The following is a 23,365-nucleotide window of genomic DNA, read 5'->3' on the forward strand; positions in this document are numbered from 1 at the left end:
CGGCGCGATCAGTCCATAGGCTGCCGACTGGCCCGGTTGCGGGGTTGCACCCCCTTCCGGTGGCCTGTATAGGCGGCACTCGCACAAGGGCGGCCCGGCGGGGGCCGCCTTTTTGCGTTATATCCAATGCGCACGGACGCGCAGCATCAACCCAGAAAGGGAAGGCACATGTCGATTACGCCGCTCATGCCCGTTTACCCCCGGTGCGATGTGCGTCCGGTCCGAGGCGAGGGCTGCTACCTGATCGGGGAGCGCGGCGAGCGCTATCTCGACTTCGCCAGCGGCATCGCCGTCAATCTGTTGGGCCATGGCCATCCCAGGCTGGTGAAGACCATTGCCGATCAGGCTGCGACGCTGATGCATATCTCCAACCTCTACGGTTCGCCGCTGGGGGAGGAATTTGCGCAGAAGCTGGTTGATAACAGTTTCGCGGACACCGTCTTCTTCACCAATTCGGGTGCCGAAGCGGTCGAGTGCGCGATCAAGACCGCGCGCCGCTATCATTATGCCAATGGGCAAGCGCACCGGCACAAGATCATCAGCTTCGACAACGCCTTTCACGGCCGCACGCTGGGCACCATTTCGGCGACCAGCCAGCCCAAGATGCGCGATGGTTTCGAGCCGCTGCTGCCCGGTTTCCAGGTCGTGCCCTTCAACGATCTCGACGCGGCACTGGCGGCGATCGACGACAACACCGCCGGCTTCCTGCTGGAACCGGTGCAGGGTGAAGGTGGCGTGACCCCGGCGACGGCGGAGTTCCTGACCGGCCTGCGCAAGGCGTGCGACGAGCAGGGCCTGCTGCTGATCCTGGACGAAGTACAGTGCGGCTATGCCCGTACCGGCACCTTCTTCGCCCATGAGCAATATGGCGTGAAGCCCGACATCATGGCGGTGGCCAAGGGCATCGGCGCGGGCTTCCCGCTCGGCGCCTGCCTCGCCACCGAGGAAGCGGCCAAGGGCATGGTGTTCGGCACCCATGGCTCCACCTATGGCGGCAACCCGCTCGCCATGGCGGTGGGCATCGCGGTGCTGGAAGAGGTGCTGGCGGACGGCTTCCTGGAGCAGGTGACGGCGATGGGTGCGCGTCTGCGCTCCGCGCTGGAGCAGATGATCCCGAACCATGACGACATGTTCGAGGATGTGCGCGGCATGGGGCTGATGCTGGGCGTCAAGATGAAGGACGCCTATGATGCGCGCGCCTTCGTCGGCCATCTGCGCGACCATCATGGTTTCCTGTCGGTATCGGCGGGCCAGAATGTGCTGCGCATCCTGCCGCCGCTCGTCATCGACGAAAGCCATATCGCCGAGTGCATCGAGAAGATTTCCGCTGGCGCGCGGAGCTTCGCGGACGCCAAGGCGGCCTGACCATTTAGTTTCCGTTCGCCCTGAGCGAAGTCGAAGGGTATCGCCGAGCAAAGCGAGGTGCCTTCACTTCGTTCAGGCGGGGGCTTCGACTTCGCTCAGCCTGAACGGGTTAGAGGTTGTTTCCAATGACCAAGCATTTCCTGAATCTCACCGATGCGGGCGGCGACGCGATCGCCGCGATGATCGCCGATGCCATCGATCGCAAGGCGGCGCGCGCGGGCAAGCCCAAGGGCTGGGGCGACGCCGATGCGCCGCTCGCCGGCCACACGCTGGCGATGATCTTCGAAAAGAACAGCACGCGCACCCGCGTCAGCTTCGACATGGCGATCCGCCAGTTGGGCGGCAATTCGCTGATCCTGGATGGCGCGACCAGCCAGCTCGGCCGTGGCGAGACCGTCGCCGACACGGCCCGCGTGCTCAGCCGCATGGCCGATGCGATCATGATCCGCACCGATGATCATGCCAAGATCGAGGAAATGGCCGAATATGCCAGCGTTCCGGTCATCAATGGCCTGACCGACCTGTCGCATCCCTGCCAGATCGTCGCCGACCTGCTGACCGTGGTCGAACATGGCCTGGCGCTGCCGGGCAGCCAGTGGGCGTGGCTGGGCGACGGCAATAATGTCCTCCACTCGATCGTCGAGGCGGCGGGCCTGATGAAGTTCGACGTGCGGATGGGCATTCCCGAGGGCTATGATCCCGATCCGTCCTTTGCCGCGGCAGCGCAGGCGGCCGGTTCGACCATCACCCTGACCCGCGATGCGGCGCAGGCCGTGGCCGGTGCCGACGTCGTGGTCACCGACACCTGGATCTCCATGGGTCAGGCCCATGCCGAGGCGAAGCTGGCGGCGATGATGCCCTATCAGGTGACGCCCGAGCTGATGGTGGGCGCCAAGGCGGACGCCAAATTCCTCCACTGTCTGCCCGCCCATCGCGGCGAGGAAGTGGTCGAGGCGGTGATCGACGGTCCGCAGTCGCTGATCTGGGACGAGGCGGAGAACCGCATCCATGCCCAGAAGTCGGTTCTGCTCTGGGCGCTTGGAAAGCTGTAAGCTCACCCTATATTCGGGCGAAATTTTCCGTTCGCCCTGAAAGATGACGGGGCCTGTCCTGCGCTGCGGAGCGGAGGACGGGCCTTCGCGGCTTTCGGGGCGGGTGGATCGGAAGGAAATATCGTGACCAGTAGCAATGTCGATCAGGCCCTTGGCTTCACCATCCCCTCGCGCCATGTGCGTGGTCGTTTCGTGCGGCTGGGGCCGGTGCTGGACCAGGTGATGTCCGCCCATGCCTATCCCCCGGCGATCGAGCGGGTGCTGGCGTCCTCGCTGGTGCTGGGCGCGCTGCTCGGCAGCCTGCTCAAGGATGCAGGCGGCCAGCTGACCCTGCAGGCGCAGACCGAAAATGGCGTCGTCAGCCTGCTGGTGGCCGATTACAAGGGCGGCGAACTGCGCGGCTATGCCAAGTTCGATGCCGAACGGCTGGCGGAAATCGGCAGCGATCCGACCCTGTTCGGCCTGTTCGGCAAGGGCTATCTGGCGATCACCTTCGACCAGGCAGCAACCGGCGAGCGCTATCAGGGCATCGTGCCGCTGGACGGATCGTCGCTGGCCGAGGCGGCGGAGCATTATTTCTTCCAGTCCGAACAGATCCCCAGCATCGTCCAGATCGCGACCCGGCATGAGCCGGGCGAAGGCTGTGTCGCGGCAGGCCTGCTGCTGCAGCATCTGCCCGAGGGCGAAGTGGGGCGCGAGCGCCTGCATGTGCGCCACGATCATCCCGAATGGGAACATGTGCAGGCGCTAGCCGGCACGCTGCGCGACGAGGAACTGACCGATCTCGACCTGCCGCTGACCGACATCGCCTGGCGCCTGTTCCATGAGGAAGAGGAAGTGCGCGTCACCGAAACGACGGCGCTCGCCAAGGGCTGTCGCTGTGACCTTGCCCATATTCGCGATGTGATCGGCCGCTTCCCGGCGGACGAGCGGGTGGCGATGGCGGACGAGAAGGGTATTATCGGCGTCGATTGCGCCTTCTGCTCGCGGCTGTTCCCGCTCGCGCTGGACAGTTTCGTTACCCATTGAAAGCCGGCGCGGGGCAATTGCGGCAGGGCCGTTCGTCCCGCGCTATCAAATTGCCGCAATTGCGCGGCACAACAGGATGAAGCATGGCGCCGCTCCCCGGCGCCGATGACAAGGTCTGGACGCAAGATGGCAAGGCTGGGGCTGCAGGCGCTGGGCGCCGCGGCGGCAATGATGATGGCAAGCTGGGCCGGGGCGGCGAACGCGCCGCAACTGGCTGCGCTCGCCAAGCTGGAAACGGGCGAATGGGAATTGCGTCTGCGCGATGATCCCACCGCGCCGCCCCGCCGCCTGTGCGTGACGATGCCGCATCAGTTGCTGGAGCCGGCCAATGCTGGCCCTGGCTGCAAGCCGTTCGTGGTCAGCGACGCGCCTGCTGCCGCCACCGTGACCTTCGATTGCGGGGCGGCCGGCAATGCGCGCACCGACCTGCGCGTCGAAACGCCGCGCCTCATCCAGATACGATCGCAGGGGATCAGCGACGGCGCGCCCTTTTCCAACATGGTCGAAGGGCGCCATGTCGGGGCATGCCGCTGACCGGCGGCCCCCCTTGCACTGCAACATAACGAGGTCTAGCGCAGCATCATGGTCGCACAGAATGGAAAATTCGCCGTCGTCCTGCTTTCGGGCGGGCTGGATTCAATGGTCGCGGGCGGGCTTGCGCGCGAAGCGGGCTATCGCGTCCTGGCGCTGACGATCGATTATAATCAGCGCCATCGCGTCGAACTGCGCGCCGCGGCCAAGGTCGCGACGGCGCTCAATGCCATGTCGCACATCGTGCTGCCGCTCGACCTCACGGCCTTTGGCGGGTCGGCGCTGACCGCCGACATCGAAGTGCCCAAGGGCGGCGTGGGCGAGGAAATCCCTGTCACCTATGTGCCTGCGCGCAACACCATCTTCCTGTCGCTGACGCTGGGCCTGGCCGAAGTCGCTTCGGCCAGCGACATCTATATCGGTGTCAATGCGCTCGACTATTCGGGCTATCCCGACTGCCGTCCCGAATTTATCGACGCGTTCCAGAAGATGGCGACGCTGGCGACCAAGGCGGGGGTCGAGGGCCATCCGATCCGCATCAACACGCCGCTGCAGTTCATGACCAAGGCGGACATCGTGCGCGAGGCGCATCGCCTGGGCCTGGACGCCGGGCTCAGCTGGTCCTGCTATGATCCGACGCCTGACAACAAGCATTGCGGCCTGTGCGACAGTTGCCGCCTGCGCTCGAAGGGCTTCGAGGAAGCGGGCCTGCCCGATCCCACCGTCTATGCGACGCGTCCCGGAAAGGCCTGACACATGACCTATGCGGTCAAGGAAATGTTCCTGACCCTGCAGGGCGAAGGCGTGCAGGCGGGGCGGCGCGCGGTCTTCCTGCGCTTTGCTGGCTGCAATCTGTGGAGCGGGCGTGAGCAGGATCGGCGCGATGCCGTCTGCCGCTTCTGCGACACTGACTTCGTCGGCACTGACGGTGATGGCGGCGGCAAGTTCGCGACCGCCGACGCGCTCGCCGATGCGGCATTCGCCTTCTGGGGCGAGGGGGAAGGCCCCTATATCGTCCTGACCGGTGGCGAGCCGATGTTGCAGGTCGACGATGCGCTGATAGATGCGCTCCATGCCCGTGGCTTCACCATCGCGATCGAAAGCAACGGCACCTTGCCGGCGCATCCGGGCATCGACTGGGTCTGCATCAGCCCCAAGGCGGGCAGCGACGTGGTCCAGATGAAGGGCAATGAGCTGAAGCTGGTCTGGCCGCAGCCCGATGGCGGCCACAGCCTGGCCGATGTCGAGGCGATGGAGGGCTGGGGCTTCGACCATCTGCTGGTCCAGCCGCTCGACGATGCCCATGCCGTGGACAATGCCCGCGCGGCCATCGATCTGGTGATGGCCCGGCCGCGCTGGCGGCTGACGGTGCAGGCCCATAAATATCTGGGCCTGCGCTAAGTCTTCGTCAGATCAGGGCTGGACGCCCGCCTTCTGGTTCCACTGCTGGTGGCATTCGGGCAGCAGCACGCCCTTTTTCCAGCATTTGGCGTCGAGCGAGGGCAAAGCGAGCTGATAGTTCCAGCCCGGATCGCCATAATATTGCTCGCCGGCATGGACGAGCGACTTCTTGATCGAGGCCAGGCCCTGGCGCGCGACGACGTTGAGCTGGCCGCGATCAGCGAAGATCGCCTGGCGACCGACCGCCGCCGCCGCCTGGCAGAAGCCGCGCTGCGCCTGGACCGTCGAATAGCCCGAATAGATGCGGGTATTATACATGTCGGACGCCGACTGGCCGGGCTTGCCCTTGCCCTTGGTGCGCTGGAAATAGCTGAGCAGCGTCGCCTGCGCCGCGTCAAGTTCGGCGTCATGATGGGCGATCATGGCGTTGTAGTTGCTGACCGACAGCAGGGTCGGTTCGAACTGGCACTGCAGCGCGGCGACGTTGATCGCGGCGCGCAGGTTCCAGGTGAGGCCAGCCTTGATCTCGTCCGCCGTGGCGCCGGGCAGGCCCAGCGCGGTGGCGGCGGCCTCGTCGGTCAGGGCCGGGGCCGACATGTCGGGCGGCGACCAGAAGAATTGCGCGGCGGCCGGCTGCGCGGCGGTGAGCGACGCGGCGGCGATCGTCAGGGCGGCAAAGGCCTGGCGCGAGCGAAAACGGAACGTCATTGAATAAACCCTCTCAGCCGGGGTCTTGACGGCGCGAACGCCCAATTCCCCCATAACGGCATCAACTATAGCGCGGCTGTATCGGAAGTGAACGGCAAAAGCCTCACTGATCCGACACGACTTCCTCATCATTGGCGGGGGCGGACGCATTGTCCGCCTTGGCCGGGGAAGCGGCCTTGGTTTCGGCGCGGTTTTCCGGCAAGGCCAGGCTGGTACCCTCGCTCTGGACGCCGTCCAGATCGGTCATGGCGTCGGTGGCGGTGCCATCGACCACTTCCATATCCTTCATCTGCACCGTGTTGCCGCTCTTTTCGCCGCCACCGCCGCAGCCTGCCAGCGGCATGCAGCCGATCAACAGGGCGGCAGTCATCATCCTTGCGTCAAGGCGCATCCGGGTCTCCATAACATGGCTCAACATGCCCGGCGGCCCCCCACCTGGCGAAGTGGCGGACCCTAGCGGGCGGTCCCGCATTGCTCAAGTCCCGTGCCGTCGCCCGATCCGCAGCGCCGCAGCCGGCCGAGAAAGGCGGGGAAATGCGCCTTGAGCGCCGCATCAAGGGCTTCCATCGAGGCATTGCCGCCCAATGCGGCGATGCTGGTCACCGGAAACTCGCTGATCCCGCACGGCACGATGCCGCCAAAATGGGACAGGTCGGGATCGACGTTGATCGAAAAGCCGTGCAGCGTCACCCAGCGGCGGACGCGAATGCCCAGCGCACCGATCTTTGCCTCGCGCCCCTGTCGGTCGTCGGTCCAGATGCCGATGCGCCCTTCGGCGCGGCGGGCGGCAATGCCCAGGTCGGCGAGCGCGTCGATCATCCAGCCTTCAAGATGATGGACGAAATTGCGCACATCCTTGCCGCGCTCGCGCAGGTCGATGTTGAGATAGCCGATGCGCTGGCCCGGCCCATGATAGGTGTAGCGTCCACCGCGTCCGGCATCATGGACAGGAAAGCGGGGATCGATCAGTTCGGCCGGATCGGCGCTGGTGCCGGCGGTATAGAGCGGCGGATGCTCCAGCAGCCAGACGCGCTCGCGCGCTTCGCCTTCATAAATGGCGGCGGCCCGCGCCTCCATATCGGCAAGGGCGGTCGGATAGTCGACGGGGGCGGCATCGCTGCGCCACTCGACGTCGGGAAAGGGCAGGGGATCGGTCATGGCGCTTCCTTGACTTGAGCGGGGCGAGCGATCAAGTCTCGGGCCGCATTTCGCAGGACAGGGGTAGGCATTAGATATGGCGGCAGTCTCGATCGGCAAGGCGTGGGAGGAGGCGGTTGCCTTCGTCGCCCGCGAAGCGTCGCTGCTCTTCCCCGTCGCGCTGCTGTTCCTGGCCCTGCCGGGGCTGATCCTGCAGGAAATGACGCCGCCGCAACTGGCCGAATGGATGGCCAATCCCCAGCGCACCGGCCTGCCCGATATTCCGCCGGGCTTTGCGCTGGCGATGCTGCTAGGTGTCGTCATCATCTGGTTCGGATCGCTGACGCTGTTTGCACTGGCGCTGCGGCCGGGCATCAGCGTGGGGGAGGCGTTGCGCCTGGGCTTTGCCCGACTGCCGGTGCTGCTGGGCACCGCCTTGCTTGCCATGTTCCTGATCGGCGGGCTGATGCTGGCCGCGATTCTGGTCGCCGTCCTGGCCAGCCTGGTCTCGGAGTCCGTGGGCACCAGCATCGGCGCCATCCTCGGCGCCTTTGTCGGCGGCGCCACCATCTTCGCCAGCGTCCGGCTGATGCTGCTCAATCCGGCGGTGATCGACGGCAATCAGGGGGTGGTGCCCTCACTGCGCCATGCCTGGGCGCTGACGCGCGGCTGTTTCTGGCGGCTACTGGGCTTCATCATCCTGATCACCCTGCTGTCGGGCATTGCCAGCATGGCGGCGCAGACGATCTTCGGTGCGCTCGCCGGCCTTGCCGCCGGACCGGAGGCCGCCCGGCTGGTGGGCGGCGTCGCATCGGCGGCGGTGTCGACGGTGATCCAGGTCTATATGCTGGTGATGCTGGCCCGCATCTATCGTCAGGCGTCGGCCGGCTGACCGAACATCGGGATCTGCGGCGCCGCTTCGGGCGGCAGCAGGCCCAGCAGGCGCGGATCGGCGAAGGTCTCGATCTCCCGGCCATAGGGGGTGAAGCCCGACTTGATGTAGAAGCCGAGCGCAGCCGGACTGTCGAGCGTGCAGGTATGGACCCAGAAGCGCTCCACCCCCTTGCGCCAGGCGAGCGACTTGGCCTGCGCCATCAGCCATTTGCCCAGCCCCTTGCCGTTGAGCGAGGGCACCAGCCCGAAAAAGGCCAGCTCGCATTGTGACGGGCTGCGGAAATCCAGCTCCAGCAGGCCGACCTCGATCCCGCGCGGGTCGGTGACGGCATACACCTCGACCAGGGGATCATGCAGGATGGCCGCGAGCTGAGCGTCCGGCATCACCAGCCGCGAGAACCACAGCCACGGTTCGCCGACCCGGCGAAACAAAGCGCGATAGGTGGCAAGGTCCGGCGTCTTCCATGGCACCAGCCGCAGCGGCGCGGGCGGGATCGGCGCGGGTTTCGGTCGCTCGCGCATTTCCAGATGGGTGACGATGGTCGCGATCTCGCGCGGATCGACCGGGGTCAGCGCCACGCGATCAGCTCCAGCTTGCCATCGGCGGCAGGCTCATCAGGATCGCGTCGATATTGCCGCCGGTCTTGAGTCCGAACAGGGTGCCGCGGTCATGGACCAGGTTGAATTCGGCATAGCGGCCGCGCCATTCCAGCATGGTGCGATACTCTTCCTCGCTCCACGCCTCGTTCATCCGCCGCCGCACGATTGGTGGGAAGGCCGCCAGGAAAGCGTCGCCGACATCACGGGTGAAGGCGAAATTGGCGTCGAACGCGGCATCGTCCGCGCATTCGAGATGATCGTAGAAGATGCCGCCGACGCCCCGATGCACGCCGCGATGGGGGATGAAGAAATAGTCGTCGGCCCAGGCCTTGAAGCGCGGATAATAAGCAGAGTCATGGGCGTCGCAGGCGGCCTGCAACACTGCATGGAAATCCGCCGTATCCTCGTTACGCGGCAGCGGCGGATTGAGGTCGGCGCCGCCGCCGAACCAGTTCTTGGTCGTGTTGAGGAAGCGGGTGTTCATGTGGACGGCCGGCACATGCGGGTTCGCCATATGCGCGACCAGGCTGATGCCGGTGGCGAAAAAGGCCGGATTGTCGGCCGCGCCATGGATGGTCTGGGCAAAGCCGGGGGCAAGATCGCCGGTCACGGTGGATATGTTGACGCCCACCTTCTCGAAGACCTTGCCCTTCATCACCCCGCGCACGCCGCCACCGCCTTCGCCCGGCGCTACGCCTTCGGCCTCGCGATCCCAGGGGGTATAGGCGAAGCTGGCGTCGCTGCCGGCTTCGCGCTCGATCGCCTCGAACTCCGCGCAGATCCGGTCGCGCAGCGATTCGAACCAGGCACGGGCGGCCTGCTGCTGCGGGTTCAGGGGGAAGCGGATGTCAGGCGTCATGCGGGGAAGCTCCCGGTCTGGCGAAGGGCCTCGGCAACGGCGATGCCGGTGGAAACGGCGATGTTGAGCGAGCGGAAGCCCGGCGCCATCGGAATGCGCACGCGAATATCAGCCAGATCGCGGACATGATCGGGCACGCCCGCGCTTTCCGATCCCATCAGCAAGACATCGTCACTGCGAAATGTCACATCGGGCAGTCGTTCCGACGCGTGGCTGCTCATCAGCAGCAGGCGGCGGCCGGCGGCCCGTCTTTCCGCGTCGAACGCCTCGAAATTGGCGTGGCGCACGACTTCGGCCGCTGTGCCATAATCCATTGCCGCGCGCTTCAGTCGGGCATCGGAAAAGGCGAATCCGGTCGGCATGATGATGTCGACGGGGACGGCAAAACAGGCGGCGAGGCGCAGGATGGCGCCGACATTGCCGGCGATTTCGGGCTGGTAGAGAGCGATACGCATGGCTGTCGCATAATGCAGCGCGGCGATTTGTCATAGTCTGGATGACTTTGCGGTTGGCAAAGCCCTGACAGTCCGGTTATCAGACCTTTGACCCACGCCGGGGGGAGGCGGGGTATACCCTAACTCCCTTGATAATCAGGATCACTCAAGGCATTCCGGCGTGAATAGGGAAGTCTTGCAAGGGTAGAGGTGCATGGCGAACTCAGAACAAGTTGACGGGCAGGGTCTATCCGGCGAAGACGGAGTGCGTCGCCGCGATTTCATCAATATCGCTGCGGTGAGCTTCGCAGGGGTGGGCGCCGTCGGCGTCATTCTCCCGCTCATCGATCAGATGAACCCCAGCGCCGACGTATTGGCGCTCGCATCGACCGAGGTCGATCTTTCCGCGATCCAGCCGGGCCAGGCGATCAAGACCACCTTCCGGTCGCAGCCGCTGTTCGTTCGCCAACTCACCGACAAGGAAATTGCCGAGGCCGACAAGGTCGACCCGTCCACGCTGCGCGATCCGCAGACGCTGGCGGAGCGGACGGTCGACGGCAAGAAGCAGTGGCTGATCACCATGGGCGTCTGCACCCATCTGGGCTGCGTGCCGCTGGGCGCGGGCGAGGGCGAAAATCGCGGCGAATTCGGCGGTTATTTCTGCCCCTGCCACGGTTCGTCCTATGACACGGCCGCCCGCATCCGTAAGGGGCCTGCCCCCAAGAATCTGGAAGTGCCGAAGTATAGCTTCACTTCCGACACTGCCATTCTTGTGGGTTGAGGGGGACCGTCATGAGCTTTCCATGGGCTGAACATTATACCCCCAAGCATCCGCTGATGCAGTGGGTCGACGAGAAGCTGCCGCTGCCGCGTCTCGTCTACAATGCCGTCGGTGCCGGCTATCCGGTGCCGCGCAACCTCAATTATTTCTGGAATTTCGGTGTCCTCGCCGGGCTGGCGCTGGTGATCCAGATCGTCACCGGCGTGGTCATGGCGATGCATTATGGCGCCAACACGCTGGTCGCCTTCGGCACTGTCGAACAGACGATGCGCGACGTGAATGCGGGCTGGCTGATGCGCTATGCCCATGCCAACGGCGCCAGCTTCTTCTTCATCGTCGTCTATCTGCACATTTTCCGCGGCCTTTATTTTGGCTCCTACAAGGCACCGCGCGAAATGGTCTGGCTGCTCGGCCTCGTCATCTTCCTGCTGATGATGGCCACCGCCTTCATGGGCTATGTCCTGCCCTGGGGGCAGATGAGCTATTGGGGCGCGAAGGTCATTACCGGCCTGTTCGGCGCGATCCCGGTGGTGGGCGAGCCGATCCAGACCTGGCTGCTGGGCGGTTTTGCGCCCGGCAATGCCTCGCTGAACCGCTTCTTCTCGCTCCACTTCCTGCTGCCCTTCGTGATCGCGGCGGTGGTGATCCTGCATATCTGGGCGCTGCATATTCCCGGCTCCTCCAACCCGACCGGTGTCGAGGTTAAGGGCCCCCAGGATACCGTGCCCTTCCATCCCTATTATACCGCGAAGGACGGTTTCGGGGCGGGCGTCTTCCTGATCCTGTTCGCGATCCTGCTGTTCTTCGCGCCCAATTATCTGGGCCACCCGGACAATTATATCGAGGCGAACCCGCTCTCGACCCCTGCGCATATCGTGCCCGAATGGTATTTCTGGCCCTTCTACGCGATCCTGCGCGCCTTCACCGTCGACTTCTTCTTCGTGCCGGCCAAGCTGCTGGGCGTGCTGGCGATGTTCGCATCGATCCTGCTGCTCTTCTTCCTGCCCTGGCTCGACACTTCGCCGGTGCGCTCGGGCAGCTATCGCCCGACCTTCAAGACGTTCTTCTGGATCCTGGTGCTCGACGTGCTGATCCTGGGCTATTGCGGCGGTGCGCCGGCGGAAGAGCCCTATGTGATGATCAGCCAGGTCGCCGCGGCCTATTATTTCGCGCATTTCCTGATCATCCTGCCGATGATCGCGCGCTTCGAAAAGCCGCTGCCGCTGCCCAATTCGATCACCGAGGCGGTGCTGGCCAAATATGCCAAGGCTGACGGCGAACCCGCCGCAGTCCCGGCTGAATAAGGGGGAAGACAAGCATGGTACGCATCGGCGCATTCCTTGTCGGCCTCTTCTTCGCCGGCTGGCTGCTCATCTCCTTCCTCGTGGGTGCCTATTCCTACGTGGTGGAGCCCCCGGCCAAGACGGTGGAGCATGAGTTCCACCTGGCCCCCAAGCATGTCTCCTTCTCGTTCGACGGGCCGCTGGGACGTTATGACAATCAGCAGCTCCAGCGCGGCTTCCAGGTGTTCAAGGAGGTCTGCTCAGCCTGCCACAGCCTGAAGTTCGTCGCCTTCCGCGACCTGGCCGGCATTGGTTATAACGAGGCGGAGATCAAGGCGATCGCCAAGAACTGGGCGATCAAGACCCCCAGCGTCGATCCGGCGACGGGTGAGGCCTCGACCCGCGATGGCATTCCGGCCGATTATTTCCCGTCCCCCTTCGCGAACAATGTCGCGGCGGCGGCGGCGAACAATAATGCGATCCCGCCGGATCTCTCGCTGATGACCAAGGCGCGCCATCATGGTTCGGCCTATGTCTATTCGCTGCTGACGGGCTTCCAGGAACAGCCGGCCGAACTGCTCAAGCATTTCCCGGATGCCAAGACGCCCGAGGGGCTGCACTTCAACCCCTATTTCGCCAACCTGAACCTTGCCATGGCGCCGCCGCTGTCGGCCGATGGCCAGGTGACCTATGGCGACGGAACCAAGCCGACGATCGACCAGATGTCGCAGGACGTGGCCGCCTTCCTCACCTGGACGGCCGAGCCGAAGCTGGAAAACCGCCGCCGCGCGGGCGTGGCGACGATCCTCTTCCTGCTGATCGCCACGGGCCTTGCCTATATGGCCTATCAGAATATCTGGGCGGACAAGAAGAAGGCGGCCTGACCGCACCTCCGCCTGTTGGCATGAAAGAACGGGGCGCGCTTCCTTGTCGGGAGTGCGCCCTTTCCTTATGGGGCTTCAACCATGAGCATCGACAGTCTGACCGCGCTGGTCCGCACCATCCCCGACTTCCCCAAGCCGGGCATCCAGTTCCGCGACATCACGACCCTGCTGGCTGACGGGCCGGGTCTGGCCGAGCTGATCGACCAGATGGCGAAGGTGGCAGGACCGCTCGACCCCGACCTGATCGTCGGCGTGGAGGCGCGCGGCTTCATCCTGGGCGCGGCGCTGGCGCTGAAGCTGGGCAAGGGTTTCGTGCCCGTCCGCAAGAAGGGCAAGCTGCCGGGCAAGACCGTCGGCATCGACTATGTGCTGGAATATGGCACCGACCGGCTGGAACTGCATGAAGGGCAGGTGCCGCAGGGCGCGCGCGTGCTGCTGGTCGACGACCTGATCGCCACCGGCGGGACGGCGCAGGCGGCGGCGCGGTTGCTGCGCGAGCAGGGCGCGCAGGTGCTGATGGCGCTGTTCGCGATCGACCTGCCGGATCTGGGCGGGCTTGCCGCGCTGGAGCAGGACGGTGTCCCCTCGCGCGCGATCCTGTTGTTCGAGGGCGACTGATCCGGTCCAGGCGCCGGTTGTCGCCGGCGCCCTTTCGCGTCATGATGCGCCGATCCGATGACGAGGAGCATATGGCCGCTACTTCCCGCTTCCTCCACCGGTTCGGCGCCTGTGTGGCGCCGCTGCTGCTGTCGGCCTGTGCGACGCCGGCGCCCTATCGGGAATTGTCCTGTAGCGCGGCAGTCGCGCCTGCGCTCGCCGCACCGGATGCGCAGCGGATCACCACCACCCTGTCGGTGCTGACCTATAATATCGAGGGGCTGGGCTGGCCAGCACGCAGCGGGCGTGGGCCGTCCCTTGACCAGATAGCGGAGCGACTGGCCGCCATGCGCGCGGCGGGGACGGCACCCGACGTGGTGCTGTTCCAGGAAATGTTCAGCGGATCGGCAAAGCAGGCGGTGGCCGATACCGGCTATCCGGCAATCGCCGCCGGCCCGCATCGCACGACCCGCGCGCGTGGGTCGACCAAGGACAAGCTGCCGGGCAAATCGCATATCAATCGGGGCGAGATCGGCATCCATTTTTCCGGCAGTGGCCTCGCCGTCGCCTCGCGCTATCCGATTCTGCTGACGCAGAAGCGTGCCTATGGCCGCAAATCCTGTGCGGGCCTGGATTGCCTGTCGAACAAGGGGATCGTGCTGGCCCGCATCGTCATGCCCGGCGTGCCGACGCCGATCGACATCTATGACACCCACATGAACTCGCGCGGGGCTTCCCGCGCGCCCGGACCGCGCAACCTCGCCGCCCATGAACGGCAGGCGCTCGAAGCCTCGGCCTTCATCGATGCAAGCCATGACGACGCCTATCCGCTGATCTTCGGCGGCGATTTCAACATGCGCCATTCCGAACCGCGCTGGGAGAATTTCTCCCGCTATCAGGCGCTCAACCTGGTCCATCGCGTCTGCGCCGATGCCGCGTCAGGCTGCGATGTACGCATGTCCTGGGATGGCGACGAACCCTGGATGGACACGCAGGATCTGCAATTCTTCTGGCCGGGCGATCGGGTGTCGGTCCGTCCGATCCGGGTGGAGGCGATGTTCGATGGCGGGGCGAGCGGACCGGAACTGTCCGACCATGACGGCTTCCTCGTCACCTATGAACTGTCCTGGCCGCGCGGCGCCGCGCCCCAGCCGGGCGGCTGTTAAAGCGCCTCGCCCAGGGCATCGACCGCGACTGCCAGCTTCTCGTCGATCAGCGAGAGCAGTTGCGTCCAGCCGAGCATGTCGTTCAACTCGCCCGGCCCATCGGAAATGCCGCGCAACCCCATCAGCGGCACGTCGAAACGCTGGCAGGCGCGGGCGATCGCAAAAGTCTCCATGTCGACCATGTCGGCGTCGATCGCGGCATATTCCTCGCCGCCCACGACATTGGCGCCGGTCGACAGGCGCATGGCGCGGATTTCGAGCGGCGTGATCAGCGGAATATCGACCGGATGGTCGATCAGCGGCGTCACCCCCTTGGTGAAGCCCAGGCGAGAGGCATCCATGTCGCGCCAGGAGACGCTGGCGACCTGATAGACCTCCCCCAGCATGCCCACCCGCGATCCGGCGGAGCCGAGCGATACAACCAGATCCGGCAGGGTGCCCGCCTGCGCCATCCGGTCGAGCGTCACGGCCATGGCCAGTGCCGCCTCGACCGGGCCGACGCCAGTCATCAACGGGGTGATCCGGGCTTGCAGATGCGGGCCATATTCGGCGTCGATCGCCATCACGAACAGCACCCGCCGTCCGCCCATCATCCCACATGTCGCCGTCATCTGCTCGTCTCCGTCTCGCTGCCGCGCGTCATAGCCGGAAAAGCGCAAAAAATAAGGCCTCGGAAATCCGGAGACTTCCAAGGCCTTATCATGGTGGGCGTGGCAAGGATTGAACTTGCGACCCCTGCGATGTCAACGAAATGGACCTATCAGAAAAGCACGGTTTTCCGCCGATTTTGTAACGTCGGTTGGCGGAACATGAGAAGAACGAATCGCGATTTCGGGTGAATTTCACCCGAGTTTCACCCGAACTAAAGGAGATGAACCGGCGGCACCCGAAACCGTGATATGACAGTGAGAATCATGCGAGGTGCATCATGTCGATCAATGAACAGAGCGAACCATTCGGAGCCTGGCTACTAAAGCAGGCTGGCCGCGACGACTGGATCGGCACACTGGCGAAGCAGGCCAAGGGCGATCCGAAGTTTCATAAATCCCTCACGCCGGACGATTTAAGAAAGCGCCTTCATGACGCGGGTGCCGAGGGTGACACATTCGAGGCGCTGGATGACGCCGAAACCGAATGGTTGAATGCGTGAACGGGATCGCAAATGCAGTGTGTGTCGATGATACTCCGCAGGCAGTAAAACAACGTTGCCGTGAGGAGGGCATCCATTACTCGCTACTTTCCGAAGGACTTAGATTTGGCACAATAGTGATTTGTCGGACGCCGGAAGATGCGGCCCACGTTTTGCAGGTATACGGCGAGCGCGCCCATAAGCGCGTGAAGGGTGACCACTGCTAGACGACTGGGAACTATGGGCCTGCGCTCAGCAGGTGATCCAGCAGCACAAATCTGACGCGCCACGCCATGTCGCGATCCGCATTGGCGAGTTGGCCGCCGCCGGCGATACCGATGGCGTGGAAGCCTGGAGCGAGATCGCCAGAAGAGTTGATCAGCTGATGGACTATAGAAGCGGCCGGCCGCTCAGCAAGCAGTAGGGGGCGCACTGATTAAAAGTCAGTGCAATATCCAATCATTTCAACGCCTGTTCCGATATATACACGATCTGTTCACGGACGCTATCCTGCGGCGTTGCCGAATTTGTCGGAATGAACCAATGTCAGTTGCGCGGGCACATTTGCGGCACTGAGGATGGTCATATCCCAAACGCCTTTGTCCGCTCGAAGGGGTGCGCTGCCCGTCCGGAACATGCGCGCGGCTGCATTGTTTACCTTCAATCTAATTTACTCTCGATCTAACTTCATGCTTGATTTTAGATCTCGATCTAATTAGATTGCAAGATAAGTCGGTAGGTAGCCGCCGACCTAATTGCGACCCGCAGTAGGCTACATGGAGGTTCAAATGACCCCTTTCGGTAAAATGCTTCGGCAGGAGAGGAAGGATCATGGAATGTTGCTGGGCCAGCTTGCTGAGAAGCTGGGAGTGAGCACGCCGTATCTGAGCCAAGTCGAAACCGGCGTGAAGCCGGCCACCTCGACCATCGTCAACAAAGTTATCAACATATTCCAGCTCAGCAAAATCGATGCTGAAGCCTTGACCCGTGCCGCTGCACATTCCCAGGCGGCTGAGGTTGGGAGCATCACCATCGACTTACATCCGGACGCAGGCATCCGAGATCGCGAACTCGCTTCACACTTGGCTCTGAGCTTCAACCGCCTGTCGCCCGAAACCAAGCGACGTTTGCGCGATATGCTTAAGGATGAGAGCAATGGATAAGATAGGGAGCGTCCAACGGCGCAGCGAGCATCAGATCGAGCGCCTTGCTAAGATGGTCCGGCAGGAATTAGGCGTCGATCCAGGATCGCGGCTAGCGATGCAGCCGATCCTCGAGTTCGCCTTGGACGATATGATCGACGGGGCTTATCTAAGAGTAGCGAGCGATGGCGAGATGGGCGGTGCAGAGGGTAGGACCGACTGGCACCAACCGGTAATAACGCTCTCAGCTGGGACATACGCGGCGCTGACAAAAGGGAATCACCGCGCACGGATGACCGCCGCCCACGAGCTCGGTCATTTGCTCATGCACACTAAGCAGCCGGTCTATTATTATCGCGAGCGGACGAAAGACAACCGGTTAGATCCTGAATGGCAAGCAGACACATTTGCGGCAGCGTTGCTCATGCCGGCTGACGCCTTTCGAAAAATGAAGTCAGTTCGCCAAGCGATGACTGCCTTTGGAATTAGCCGCAGCGCTGCTCTGCGGCGGGCTCGAGGCCTGAAAATGTCGATCGCCGATGATTTAGTCCGACGCAAAAGTGGCGGACATAAAAGGAAAGGGTCGAGTTCGATGAACCCGACCCCTTAGGAAAGGCCTGGATCAGACGCGGCCCCTGAAATGGGTGAGCTATCCGAAACCGACCACTAGACAACCGCTCAAGTAGGCGGAATCGGTTAAGGAAGCAAGAACGTGTGGCCGCATTTTTGTGGGAGACACGCATTGAGCTCCACTCTTCCCCCTCCGGGCAAGAAGTGGGTGTTCGTGAAGTGGATCACCAAGAACGGGAAGCGCATCTATGCCAGCTGGTATGGCAAGCGGGCTTTCCGGATTTTGGTGGACGCGTAACGACACCGCTTCGGGACTCGAACTTTCAAATCGGCCCCAGGGATTACCCTGGGGCCGGTGGCTTTTGATCCCTTACCGCACGCGGGACTGTCACGAATAGCGCGACGCGAGGAGGATATCACAGAACTCATCCACCGGCTCAGCTGGCACCTCGTGCGGCCGGCGCATCATCTCGCCGCGCCTCGTCGGCTGGGGCAGGGTAGGGGCCGCCCCGTCGGTCGCCACGCGGATGATCGCACCAAAGCTGTCCGCCTTGTGGAAGATCGCCTTGATGTCGGGCAGAAGGTTGCGCGCCCAGTCTGCATGGGTCGGGCTGACATAGCCGATCTGCCGACCGCGCTGCGAATAGACCGAAATGGCTGGCACACCCTCGACGAGCCGTTTGAGCGGCCGAAGGGTGACACGCTCCCCGGCGACGCAGCGATCGATCTCCGCCTGGCGCCGCGGCGCGCAGTCGGTGCGGAAGTCGGCCCCCACGATCGCCAGCCCTATCGACGGGCCGGCGGCCGGCCGAACATAGTCAGCGGCGATTCTCATGGCTAGAACATAATGTGAACGTTGGTCCGATGGAAGGCTTGACCGCCTCGTCGGCGGTGATATACGCCCCGCGATCCTGACCGACGTTTGCAATCGGTTGGCCGGTCAGGATCGTCCTATCGTGCCCCCCTTATTGCCGGCTCGGGCTATCAGAGATAGCTTAGGCCTACCTCGGTGCTGATGTCTGCAACGTCCTTTCGAAGTGCAGCGCTTGGCGTTCGTCGCCATATTCCGCTTCCTAAGTAGGGATAGATTCCCTACCCAGAGCCGTCTCGCGATTCGGTTTTAGACTGCCCGGCCCGCTAGACACCCCGTCTGCAGTTCAGTTGGTAGCGACCCGCCTGAGGCAGGCGGGGTTACCCTTGAACGTCTTCTTCTTCGCGATTATCCTGCAACTGCTCCTGGCGAGGTTCAACGTCATAGCGGCGCGCGCCAGGAGCACCTTCTCGTGACAGGTCTGGCGCTATTTATGCAGCGCGGGTACCTGAGACTTGAGCCCGGCGCGCACCCCGATATTTCCCCAAGAAATTTGGCCGCGTCGGGCTCACCTTTCGTTGGTCGATAAACCGCAAGCGCGCCCAGCTTTAATCCTGAGAAGTGAGGTGATCATGATATCGGTTTCTCTAATTCCTTGGCAGGTAATGGAACTCCTACCGGAAGATAGGAAGGACGGCCGGACGATGCTGCTTTGGAACCAGCTAGGCGTCTCTGTCGCAGCTTGGGATGACACAGAGGGCGTCCAGGACTGGTGCCTTGCTTTCGCGGGCCTTCCCGCTGGGAGATTCCCGGTCATTGCGCCCACACACTGGTCCGACATCAATCCGCCTGTTTGAATAATCTCGATTCGTCAGTATGCTGATCCTGCTCCTGGCGTTCATCATCGCGGCGTCCGTCAGGGGCGCCACGAACCGCGCGCACCAGTGCCTTAGCGCCAGCCACGACATAGCCCAAAGCCTCGAACGCGAGCCCGACCTTGCCGAGCCCGCGTGTGATCTTGCCCATGCCCATTAGCGCGCCCTCGTCAGATAGTTCGCCAGGATGCAGGCGCTGCCGCCGAGAAGCGCCACGGTGAGCCAGAAGGCGGTCATGATGTCGATCAGGCTCATGTCTGCGGATCTTGTGCAGGAGGATTGGCCGGCGGCGCGTTGGCGAGGCTCTGGCCCATGCGATCAAGACTCCGCTGCTGCCACCGCTCCTTGATAGCGTTGATGATGGCCATCAGGATCGCGGTCCATGCCGATGCCTCGCCCGCGCTGTTGTCGCGGATCGCGAGGCCCATCAACACCATGACGCCGATCGAGATGATGCCGAGCAGGACGATTTCGGAGAAGTGATCGTTGGGCGGGGTCATGCCGCAATCCTCGCCAGCCAGCCAAACAGGAAGGCCTCATTCGCTGCGCGGCCCTCGCACAGGGATAGATAGCGCTCACCCTGCAGGGCGTTGAGCAGCAGCAGCAGACGGCGCTCACCTTCGGCGCCGCGCTTCTTCTTGAAGGCCGTCAGCGCGTCGCGGGTCTTCTGCCCGGCTGATCCGTCAACCAGCAGATCAGCATAGTCCTTGCCTTGATTGTTCAGCCCGTTGAGCGCGCGCTGGAGGAACTGCGCCGCCACCTTCGGCCCCATGTTGACGCCGGTGTCGACCAGCTCGGCACCGATCGACGGCGAGATGGCCGCGATCTTATCGAAGCCAGGCGCTTCCACATACTGCTTCACATAGACGCCGCGCGCGAAGTCACGGGTCATGGTCTTCATCGGGCCAGTGTAGCCGTTGGCACGGGCCGTTGCGATGGTGATGCCGAAGTTGGTTTCGCCGCCTGCATCACGCGGGTCGTTCACATAGCCGCCCTCGTTGGCCAGCACGTCTTCGATGATTGCGTTGATGGTTGCCATCACCGTTCTCCCCCGCGCGCCCTGCGCCGCTCAGCGATTTCCCGCTCCATCTGCGCCGCGTGCCGGGCATTGTTCGCCCGGTGCCGGATATGCCGCGACATGCGCCCGAACAGCATGAGGATGATGCCCAGCGTCATGATCGTGACAGCCCAGCCATCGAACACGCCCTGGCCGACCTGATAGGCCCAGATGGGCGGAACGGTGAGGAATGACCCCGACCCCATCATAGCCAACCCGACGCGCTCGGCAGGCTTGTAGTCGTCGTAGAACTCGACCAGCTTGTAGGCCACGATGAGCGTCACCGCGACCCGCAGGCACGTGTTGAGCAGGTCGAACACGAAGAAATCGGTCATTGCCCGTCTCCTTTCGCTCCAAGGAGGCGCTCGAAGAACTGAATGATCCGAGGCAACAGAATATTCGAGCCGGCTCCCATTACATAGGTGATGAAGGATGCAGCGCGTGGCTCATCAGCCGGCACATGCATGATCGAATGCGCAACCCAAGGGCTGACAAAGATGGCGAAAGAGAAGCCGACGAAAAGCGTCAGGGCCACTTCCACGCCGGTCATCTTCTTCCAGGGGCGGAAGGCAAGCGCCGTCACCGCGCCAGCGAGGGCCGCCATGATCGTATAGGCAAATGCGCTGAATGGCTCGCTGCTCATCCCGTCTCACTCCATGGCGTCATCGCTGGCATGGCGAGGATCTGCCCGAACATGAGGATCATCATGTGCGCCTCCGCATCAGCAGATCATCGTGGCTCATCAGCCGCCAAAGCCCCGCACCAATCGCGTTAGCATGTTGTCGCGAATCGTCTGCGACTGATTTGGGGACGCGGTGTGCGGCGGCATCAATACGATCGGCTTGATCCCCGCCGCCGACAAAGCAGCGCAGATCGCCTTCATGTTCGCTAACCAGCCCTCGTAAGTTACGCGCCCTTCAAGACCGCCCGAACTTTTCGGCAGGAAGTTCCACTGATTTGTAGGGCTGAAATCCCAGTTATAAAGATACGCCGGATCGTTCATATAAGACGCGGAGTTGCCATCGTTTATCGCGAAATTGACGATGCAATGTGTCGGCTTTGGGTTGAGCGCGATAATCGACTTGACCCAGTAGAGGCCCCAGGCAGAGGTCGTGCCGCTCTTCCCCATATTGAGCGTGGTGACATTGATGCCCTGCGCTGCCAGACCGGTCCGTATGCGCTCCGACAGGAAGCACATCCCGTCCGCAGTCGAGCCATCGGGCCGAAGCGGGCGCACTTCCCCCGAGCCGGCATCGGGCCGCTGCGTCCAGCTATCTCCGAGGAAGGCGATCACGTCTCCGGACTTAAAGAAGCCCGCCGTGGAGGTTCGCGGACTCTTTTGATAGGCGTCGGCGCTATACAGGTTTACCGACGTGGGAATGTCATCCACCAGCGTAACGCTCAGCACGGCGGAGCCGATGCCGGATACATTGACCACCGGGTATTGCACCCGCCCTGTTTCGTACACCTGAGACAGCAGGACAGAACCTGTATCCGCAATCAGTTCGACCCGGTATCTTCCAGATGTGACCTGCGCTGCGCCGTTCGTGTCCGTGTAAGTCACCGCTGCCCCGCTAATGGCGAGCGCAATAAAGCCATCATTACGACCCAGCGGGATGCTGAATTGGTAGCCGCGCCCAGCCATTGTGTCTTGGAGTAAATATCCGCGCGATAGAAACTGCGATAGAGATACCGGACCGATGTTCCGGGGAGCATTCTCAATCCCGCACAGCCGCGGCAAATTGGTAGTGCCCGTAACGAATCCGCCATATGTCGCGCCGTTCAGACGATTGACGCTGATGATCCTTTGACCGGTCGCAGCGCTGAAGATATCCGGCGAGGATGTTGGAAGGGCACTCGTTTCAGGACCAAAAAACGAGAAGAGCAGCTTCTTTCGATAGGAATAGCGCTCGGTGCGCGAGAGGATGTAATCAGCCTGACCTTTAATCGCCAATCGCGTGAGGTGCTGATCGTCCAGGAACATGGTCTGCGCGCGGACAGGCGAAGCGGGCAACAGGTCGGTGAAGGTGACCACGTCGCCAGCCACCCCTCGCACCCCAAAGCTCGTTACCTTGCCCGTCGCCGCGTCCTCGATCACGGCGGCCCCGCCAGCGATAAAATTGCTGCCTTTGCCCGCTTCGACGGTCAGCGACGTATCGCTGGTTCTGCTGATGACCGCCGCCTCCGAACGCACATTAGCGGGCGGGGTCAAATAGGATTTCGTAAACGGCCACATATTGACAAAGAGCGGCGCGCTGCTGTCGGTTAATTCGTCGATCTGGTTGAAAGCATCAGCCAGCCCCCCCTGTAGCGCAGTTATGAGGGCGTCCTGATCGGTATCCAGATGTATTTTTGCGACCCTCTGCAATCGGCGGATGTCCTCGGACGGGCCTAGTGCCTTCACGACAAGTGGCACGGAGCGGATGCTGGAAAACCGGGCAAATGCCGCATTATCGGGCGGCGTCACCTCAATGGTGGATAAACCACTTCCCGTGCTGTCACCGAACCCGCTGATGAAGATTTTGTTTTTATCGTACCATGCGTGGCCCTCTCCTGCTGTCCCCCGCGCTGTGATCTGAAGCGCGACCTTTGGATCTATGGGCAGGAAGTCGGTAGCCCACCATGCTTCGCTAGCTTGGAATTCGCCTGTCGCTTTTACGATGCGTCCTGCAATCATAGCGTCAGACGCGCCGTAGTCCTGTGATGTCAGGCGCGCCGTGTCCGCCGCAGCCTGTGCGGCATAGGCTGCGGCCTTCTGGCTCTCCAGATCGGCCACGCGCCAGAGCGCACCGTTCGCCTGCTTGGCATAGATGCCCGCGTTCGGAATTTGCGCCCCGACCGTCGCTGCCGCGCCGCCCAATGCGACTTCGCCCGCGACGGCTGCATGGGTGCCGGTATCGGAAAGCTGGACGGTCGTGCGCTCGTTGGTCGCAAGCTTCGGAGCGAAGGCGATGGCGGTGGCGAGGGTAGCGAAACCGGCGGCGGCCTGCGCTTTATCGGACGCGCCGGTTGCAGCAGAGACCTTCCCGTCCAGCGTCGCCATATCGGCATCCGTCAGGC

At 63.2% G+C, this 23,365-nt stretch carries 31 protein-coding genes and 1 pseudogene; 17 read left to right on the forward strand and 15 right to left on the reverse strand.

Annotated elements, in window-relative coordinates:
- The first annotated feature begins 168 nt into the window (after positions 1-168).
- A complete protein-coding gene (locus tag HH800_RS02205) occupies positions 169-1,365 on the forward strand; it encodes an aspartate aminotransferase family protein (RefSeq protein ID WP_169860047.1) in 1,197 nt (398 codons plus the stop codon).
- Here the strand turns inward: HH800_RS02205 and HH800_RS29560 are convergent.
- Positions 1,353-1,406: pseudogene (locus HH800_RS29560) on the reverse strand (hypothetical protein); the annotation flags it as partial. The gene HH800_RS02205 and the pseudogene HH800_RS29560 overlap by 13 nt on opposite strands.
- An 84-nt stretch (positions 1,407-1,490) precedes the next feature.
- Here HH800_RS29560 and argF point away from each other — a divergent pair.
- The 5 genes from argF (at position 1,491) to queE (ending at position 5,378) form a co-directional block, all read left to right on the forward strand.
- Positions 1,491-2,417: an ornithine carbamoyltransferase gene (gene argF / locus HH800_RS02210; protein WP_169860048.1), complete on the forward strand. Its 927-nt coding sequence runs from the start codon at positions 1,491-1,493 to the stop codon at positions 2,415-2,417.
- A 123-nt stretch (positions 2,418-2,540) separates the two neighbouring features.
- Entirely contained in the window at positions 2,541-3,446 is a 906-nt protein-coding gene (locus HH800_RS02215; protein ID WP_169860049.1) for an Hsp33 family molecular chaperone HslO, read from the forward strand.
- A gap of 126 nt (positions 3,447-3,572) precedes the next feature.
- Positions 3,573-3,980, forward strand: coding sequence for a DUF3617 domain-containing protein (locus HH800_RS02220; protein ID WP_037507688.1), 408 nt, complete (start codon positions 3,573-3,575; stop codon positions 3,978-3,980).
- 48 nt (positions 3,981-4,028) lie between these two features.
- Positions 4,029-4,730 carry a 7-cyano-7-deazaguanine synthase QueC gene (gene queC / locus HH800_RS02225; protein WP_169860050.1) on the forward strand — a complete coding sequence of 234 codons (702 nt, stop codon included), beginning with the start codon at positions 4,029-4,031 and terminating at the stop codon, positions 4,728-4,730.
- Positions 4,731-4,733: 3 nt separating this feature from the next.
- Positions 4,734-5,378 (forward strand): 7-carboxy-7-deazaguanine synthase, encoded by a 645-nt coding sequence (queE, locus tag HH800_RS02230; protein ID WP_125997885.1) that lies wholly within the window; start codon positions 4,734-4,736, stop codon positions 5,376-5,378.
- A gap of 12 nt (positions 5,379-5,390) precedes the next feature.
- On the opposite strand, the gene HH800_RS02235 is transcribed toward queE, so the two are convergent.
- The 3 genes from HH800_RS02235 to lipB all read right to left on the reverse strand — a co-directional run bounded on the left by HH800_RS02235 (position 5,391) and on the right by lipB (position 7,244).
- Entirely contained in the window at positions 5,391-6,086 is a 696-nt protein-coding gene (locus tag HH800_RS02235) for a hypothetical protein (protein WP_169860051.1), read from the reverse strand.
- Positions 6,087-6,189: 103 nt separating this feature from the next.
- Positions 6,190-6,477, reverse strand: coding sequence for a hypothetical protein (locus HH800_RS02240; protein WP_097385712.1), 288 nt, complete (start codon positions 6,475-6,477; stop codon positions 6,190-6,192).
- A gap of 62 nt (positions 6,478-6,539) precedes the next feature.
- Positions 6,540-7,244, reverse strand: a complete 705-nt coding sequence (lipB, locus tag HH800_RS02245) for a lipoyl(octanoyl) transferase LipB (RefSeq protein ID WP_069335739.1) — start codon at positions 7,242-7,244, stop codon at positions 6,540-6,542.
- Positions 7,245-7,320: 76 nt separating this feature from the next.
- Between lipB and HH800_RS02250 the strand changes: the two genes are divergently transcribed.
- Positions 7,321-8,115 carry a hypothetical protein gene (locus HH800_RS02250; RefSeq protein ID WP_004208165.1) on the forward strand — a complete coding sequence of 265 codons (795 nt, stop codon included), beginning with the start codon at positions 7,321-7,323 and terminating at the stop codon, positions 8,113-8,115.
- Here the strand turns inward: HH800_RS02250 and HH800_RS02255 are convergent.
- The 3 genes from HH800_RS02255 to HH800_RS02265 are packed head-to-tail and all read right to left on the reverse strand — an operon-like array spanning position 8,097 to position 10,031.
- Positions 8,097-8,696: a GNAT family N-acetyltransferase gene (locus tag HH800_RS02255; protein WP_169860052.1), complete on the reverse strand. Its 600-nt coding sequence runs from the start codon at positions 8,694-8,696 to the stop codon at positions 8,097-8,099. The two genes, HH800_RS02250 and HH800_RS02255, sit on opposite strands and share 19 nt — an antisense overlap.
- Positions 8,697-8,700: 4 nt before the next feature.
- Positions 8,701-9,576 carry an oxygen-dependent coproporphyrinogen oxidase gene (hemF, locus tag HH800_RS02260; protein ID WP_169860053.1) on the reverse strand — a complete coding sequence of 292 codons (876 nt, stop codon included), beginning with the start codon at positions 9,574-9,576 and terminating at the stop codon, positions 8,701-8,703.
- The gene (locus HH800_RS02265) at positions 9,573-10,031 is read right to left on the reverse strand and encodes a tRNA (cytidine(34)-2'-O)-methyltransferase (RefSeq protein WP_169860054.1); all 459 of its coding nucleotides are present in this window, start codon (positions 10,029-10,031) and stop codon (positions 9,573-9,575) included. The genes hemF and HH800_RS02265 overlap by 4 nt, the downstream gene beginning before the upstream one ends.
- A 193-nt stretch (positions 10,032-10,224) precedes the next feature.
- On the opposite strand from HH800_RS02265, the gene petA reads away from it, so the two are divergent.
- The 5 genes from petA (at position 10,225) to HH800_RS02290 (ending at position 14,721) form a co-directional block, all read left to right on the forward strand.
- Entirely contained in the window at positions 10,225-10,791 is a 567-nt protein-coding gene (gene petA / locus HH800_RS02270) for a ubiquinol-cytochrome c reductase iron-sulfur subunit (RefSeq protein ID WP_004208161.1), read from the forward strand.
- 11 nt (positions 10,792-10,802) lie between these two features.
- Positions 10,803-12,095 carry a cytochrome b gene (locus HH800_RS02275; RefSeq protein ID WP_037517623.1) on the forward strand — a complete coding sequence of 431 codons (1,293 nt, stop codon included), beginning with the start codon at positions 10,803-10,805 and terminating at the stop codon, positions 12,093-12,095.
- A gap of 14 nt (positions 12,096-12,109) precedes the next feature.
- Complete coding sequence (locus HH800_RS02280) at positions 12,110-12,958, forward strand: cytochrome c1 (RefSeq protein ID WP_037507701.1); 849 nt, start codon at positions 12,110-12,112, stop codon at positions 12,956-12,958.
- 81 nt (positions 12,959-13,039) lie between these two features.
- Entirely contained in the window at positions 13,040-13,576 is a 537-nt protein-coding gene (locus HH800_RS02285) for an adenine phosphoribosyltransferase (RefSeq protein WP_004208158.1), read from the forward strand.
- A gap of 71 nt (positions 13,577-13,647) precedes the next feature.
- Positions 13,648-14,721, forward strand: coding sequence for an endonuclease/exonuclease/phosphatase family protein (locus HH800_RS02290; protein WP_169860055.1), 1,074 nt, complete (start codon positions 13,648-13,650; stop codon positions 14,719-14,721).
- On the opposite strand, the gene HH800_RS02295 is transcribed toward HH800_RS02290, so the two are convergent.
- Positions 14,718-15,332, reverse strand: a complete 615-nt coding sequence (locus tag HH800_RS02295) for a 5'-methylthioadenosine/S-adenosylhomocysteine nucleosidase (protein ID WP_419248219.1) — start codon at positions 15,330-15,332, stop codon at positions 14,718-14,720. The genes HH800_RS02290 and HH800_RS02295 overlap by 4 nt on opposite strands.
- A 317-nt stretch (positions 15,333-15,649) precedes the next feature.
- Here HH800_RS02295 and HH800_RS02300 point away from each other — a divergent pair, with 317 nt between their 5' ends.
- The 5 genes from HH800_RS02300 to HH800_RS29320 all read left to right on the forward strand — a co-directional run bounded on the left by HH800_RS02300 (position 15,650) and on the right by HH800_RS29320 (position 17,860).
- Positions 15,650-15,871: a hypothetical protein gene (locus HH800_RS02300; RefSeq protein ID WP_169860056.1), complete on the forward strand. Its 222-nt coding sequence runs from the start codon at positions 15,650-15,652 to the stop codon at positions 15,869-15,871.
- Between the two features lie 199 nt (positions 15,872-16,070).
- On the forward strand, positions 16,071-16,274 hold the full coding sequence (locus tag HH800_RS02305; RefSeq protein WP_169863191.1) for a DUF6961 family protein: 204 nt from the start codon (positions 16,071-16,073) through the stop codon (positions 16,272-16,274).
- A 364-nt stretch (positions 16,275-16,638) separates the two neighbouring features.
- Positions 16,639-17,013, forward strand: a complete 375-nt coding sequence (locus tag HH800_RS02310) for a helix-turn-helix domain-containing protein (RefSeq protein WP_169860057.1) — start codon at positions 16,639-16,641, stop codon at positions 17,011-17,013.
- Positions 17,006-17,602 carry an ImmA/IrrE family metallo-endopeptidase gene (locus HH800_RS02315; RefSeq protein WP_169860058.1) on the forward strand — a complete coding sequence of 199 codons (597 nt, stop codon included), beginning with the start codon at positions 17,006-17,008 and terminating at the stop codon, positions 17,600-17,602. Before HH800_RS02310 ends, HH800_RS02315 begins: the two co-directional genes overlap by 8 nt.
- Before the next feature lie 132 nt (positions 17,603-17,734).
- On the forward strand, positions 17,735-17,860 hold the full coding sequence (locus tag HH800_RS29320; protein ID WP_268932907.1) for a hypothetical protein: 126 nt from the start codon (positions 17,735-17,737) through the stop codon (positions 17,858-17,860).
- A gap of 90 nt (positions 17,861-17,950) precedes the next feature.
- Here HH800_RS29320 and HH800_RS02320 read toward each other — a convergent pair whose 3' ends face one another.
- From HH800_RS02320 to HH800_RS02350, 7 genes are all read right to left on the reverse strand, one after another.
- Positions 17,951-18,397 (reverse strand): hypothetical protein, encoded by a 447-nt coding sequence (locus tag HH800_RS02320; protein ID WP_169860059.1) that lies wholly within the window; start codon positions 18,395-18,397, stop codon positions 17,951-17,953.
- Between the two features lie 816 nt (positions 18,398-19,213).
- Positions 19,214-19,399, reverse strand: a complete 186-nt coding sequence (locus HH800_RS02325) for a hypothetical protein (protein WP_169860060.1) — start codon at positions 19,397-19,399, stop codon at positions 19,214-19,216.
- A gap of 100 nt (positions 19,400-19,499) precedes the next feature.
- Positions 19,500-19,748, reverse strand: a complete 249-nt coding sequence (locus HH800_RS02330) for a hypothetical protein (protein ID WP_169860061.1) — start codon at positions 19,746-19,748, stop codon at positions 19,500-19,502.
- Positions 19,745-20,287 (reverse strand): glycoside hydrolase family 108 protein, encoded by a 543-nt coding sequence (locus tag HH800_RS02335; protein WP_169860062.1) that lies wholly within the window; start codon positions 20,285-20,287, stop codon positions 19,745-19,747. Before HH800_RS02335 ends, HH800_RS02330 begins: the two co-directional genes overlap by 4 nt.
- Entirely contained in the window at positions 20,287-20,640 is a 354-nt protein-coding gene (locus HH800_RS02340; RefSeq protein ID WP_169860063.1) for a hypothetical protein, read from the reverse strand. Before HH800_RS02340 ends, HH800_RS02335 begins: the two co-directional genes overlap by 1 nt.
- Positions 20,637-20,948 (reverse strand): hypothetical protein, encoded by a 312-nt coding sequence (locus HH800_RS02345; protein WP_169860064.1) that lies wholly within the window; start codon positions 20,946-20,948, stop codon positions 20,637-20,639. Before HH800_RS02345 ends, HH800_RS02340 begins: the two co-directional genes overlap by 4 nt.
- A 99-nt stretch (positions 20,949-21,047) precedes the next feature.
- On the reverse strand, positions 21,048-23,348 hold the full coding sequence (locus HH800_RS02350; protein ID WP_169860065.1) for an SGNH/GDSL hydrolase family protein: 2,301 nt from the start codon (positions 23,346-23,348) through the stop codon (positions 21,048-21,050).
- Between the last annotated feature and the right edge of the window lie 17 nt (positions 23,349-23,365).

This window comes from Sphingobium yanoikuyae (assembly GCF_013001025.1).
Taxonomy (GTDB): domain Bacteria; phylum Pseudomonadota; class Alphaproteobacteria; order Sphingomonadales; family Sphingomonadaceae; genus Sphingobium; species Sphingobium yanoikuyae_A.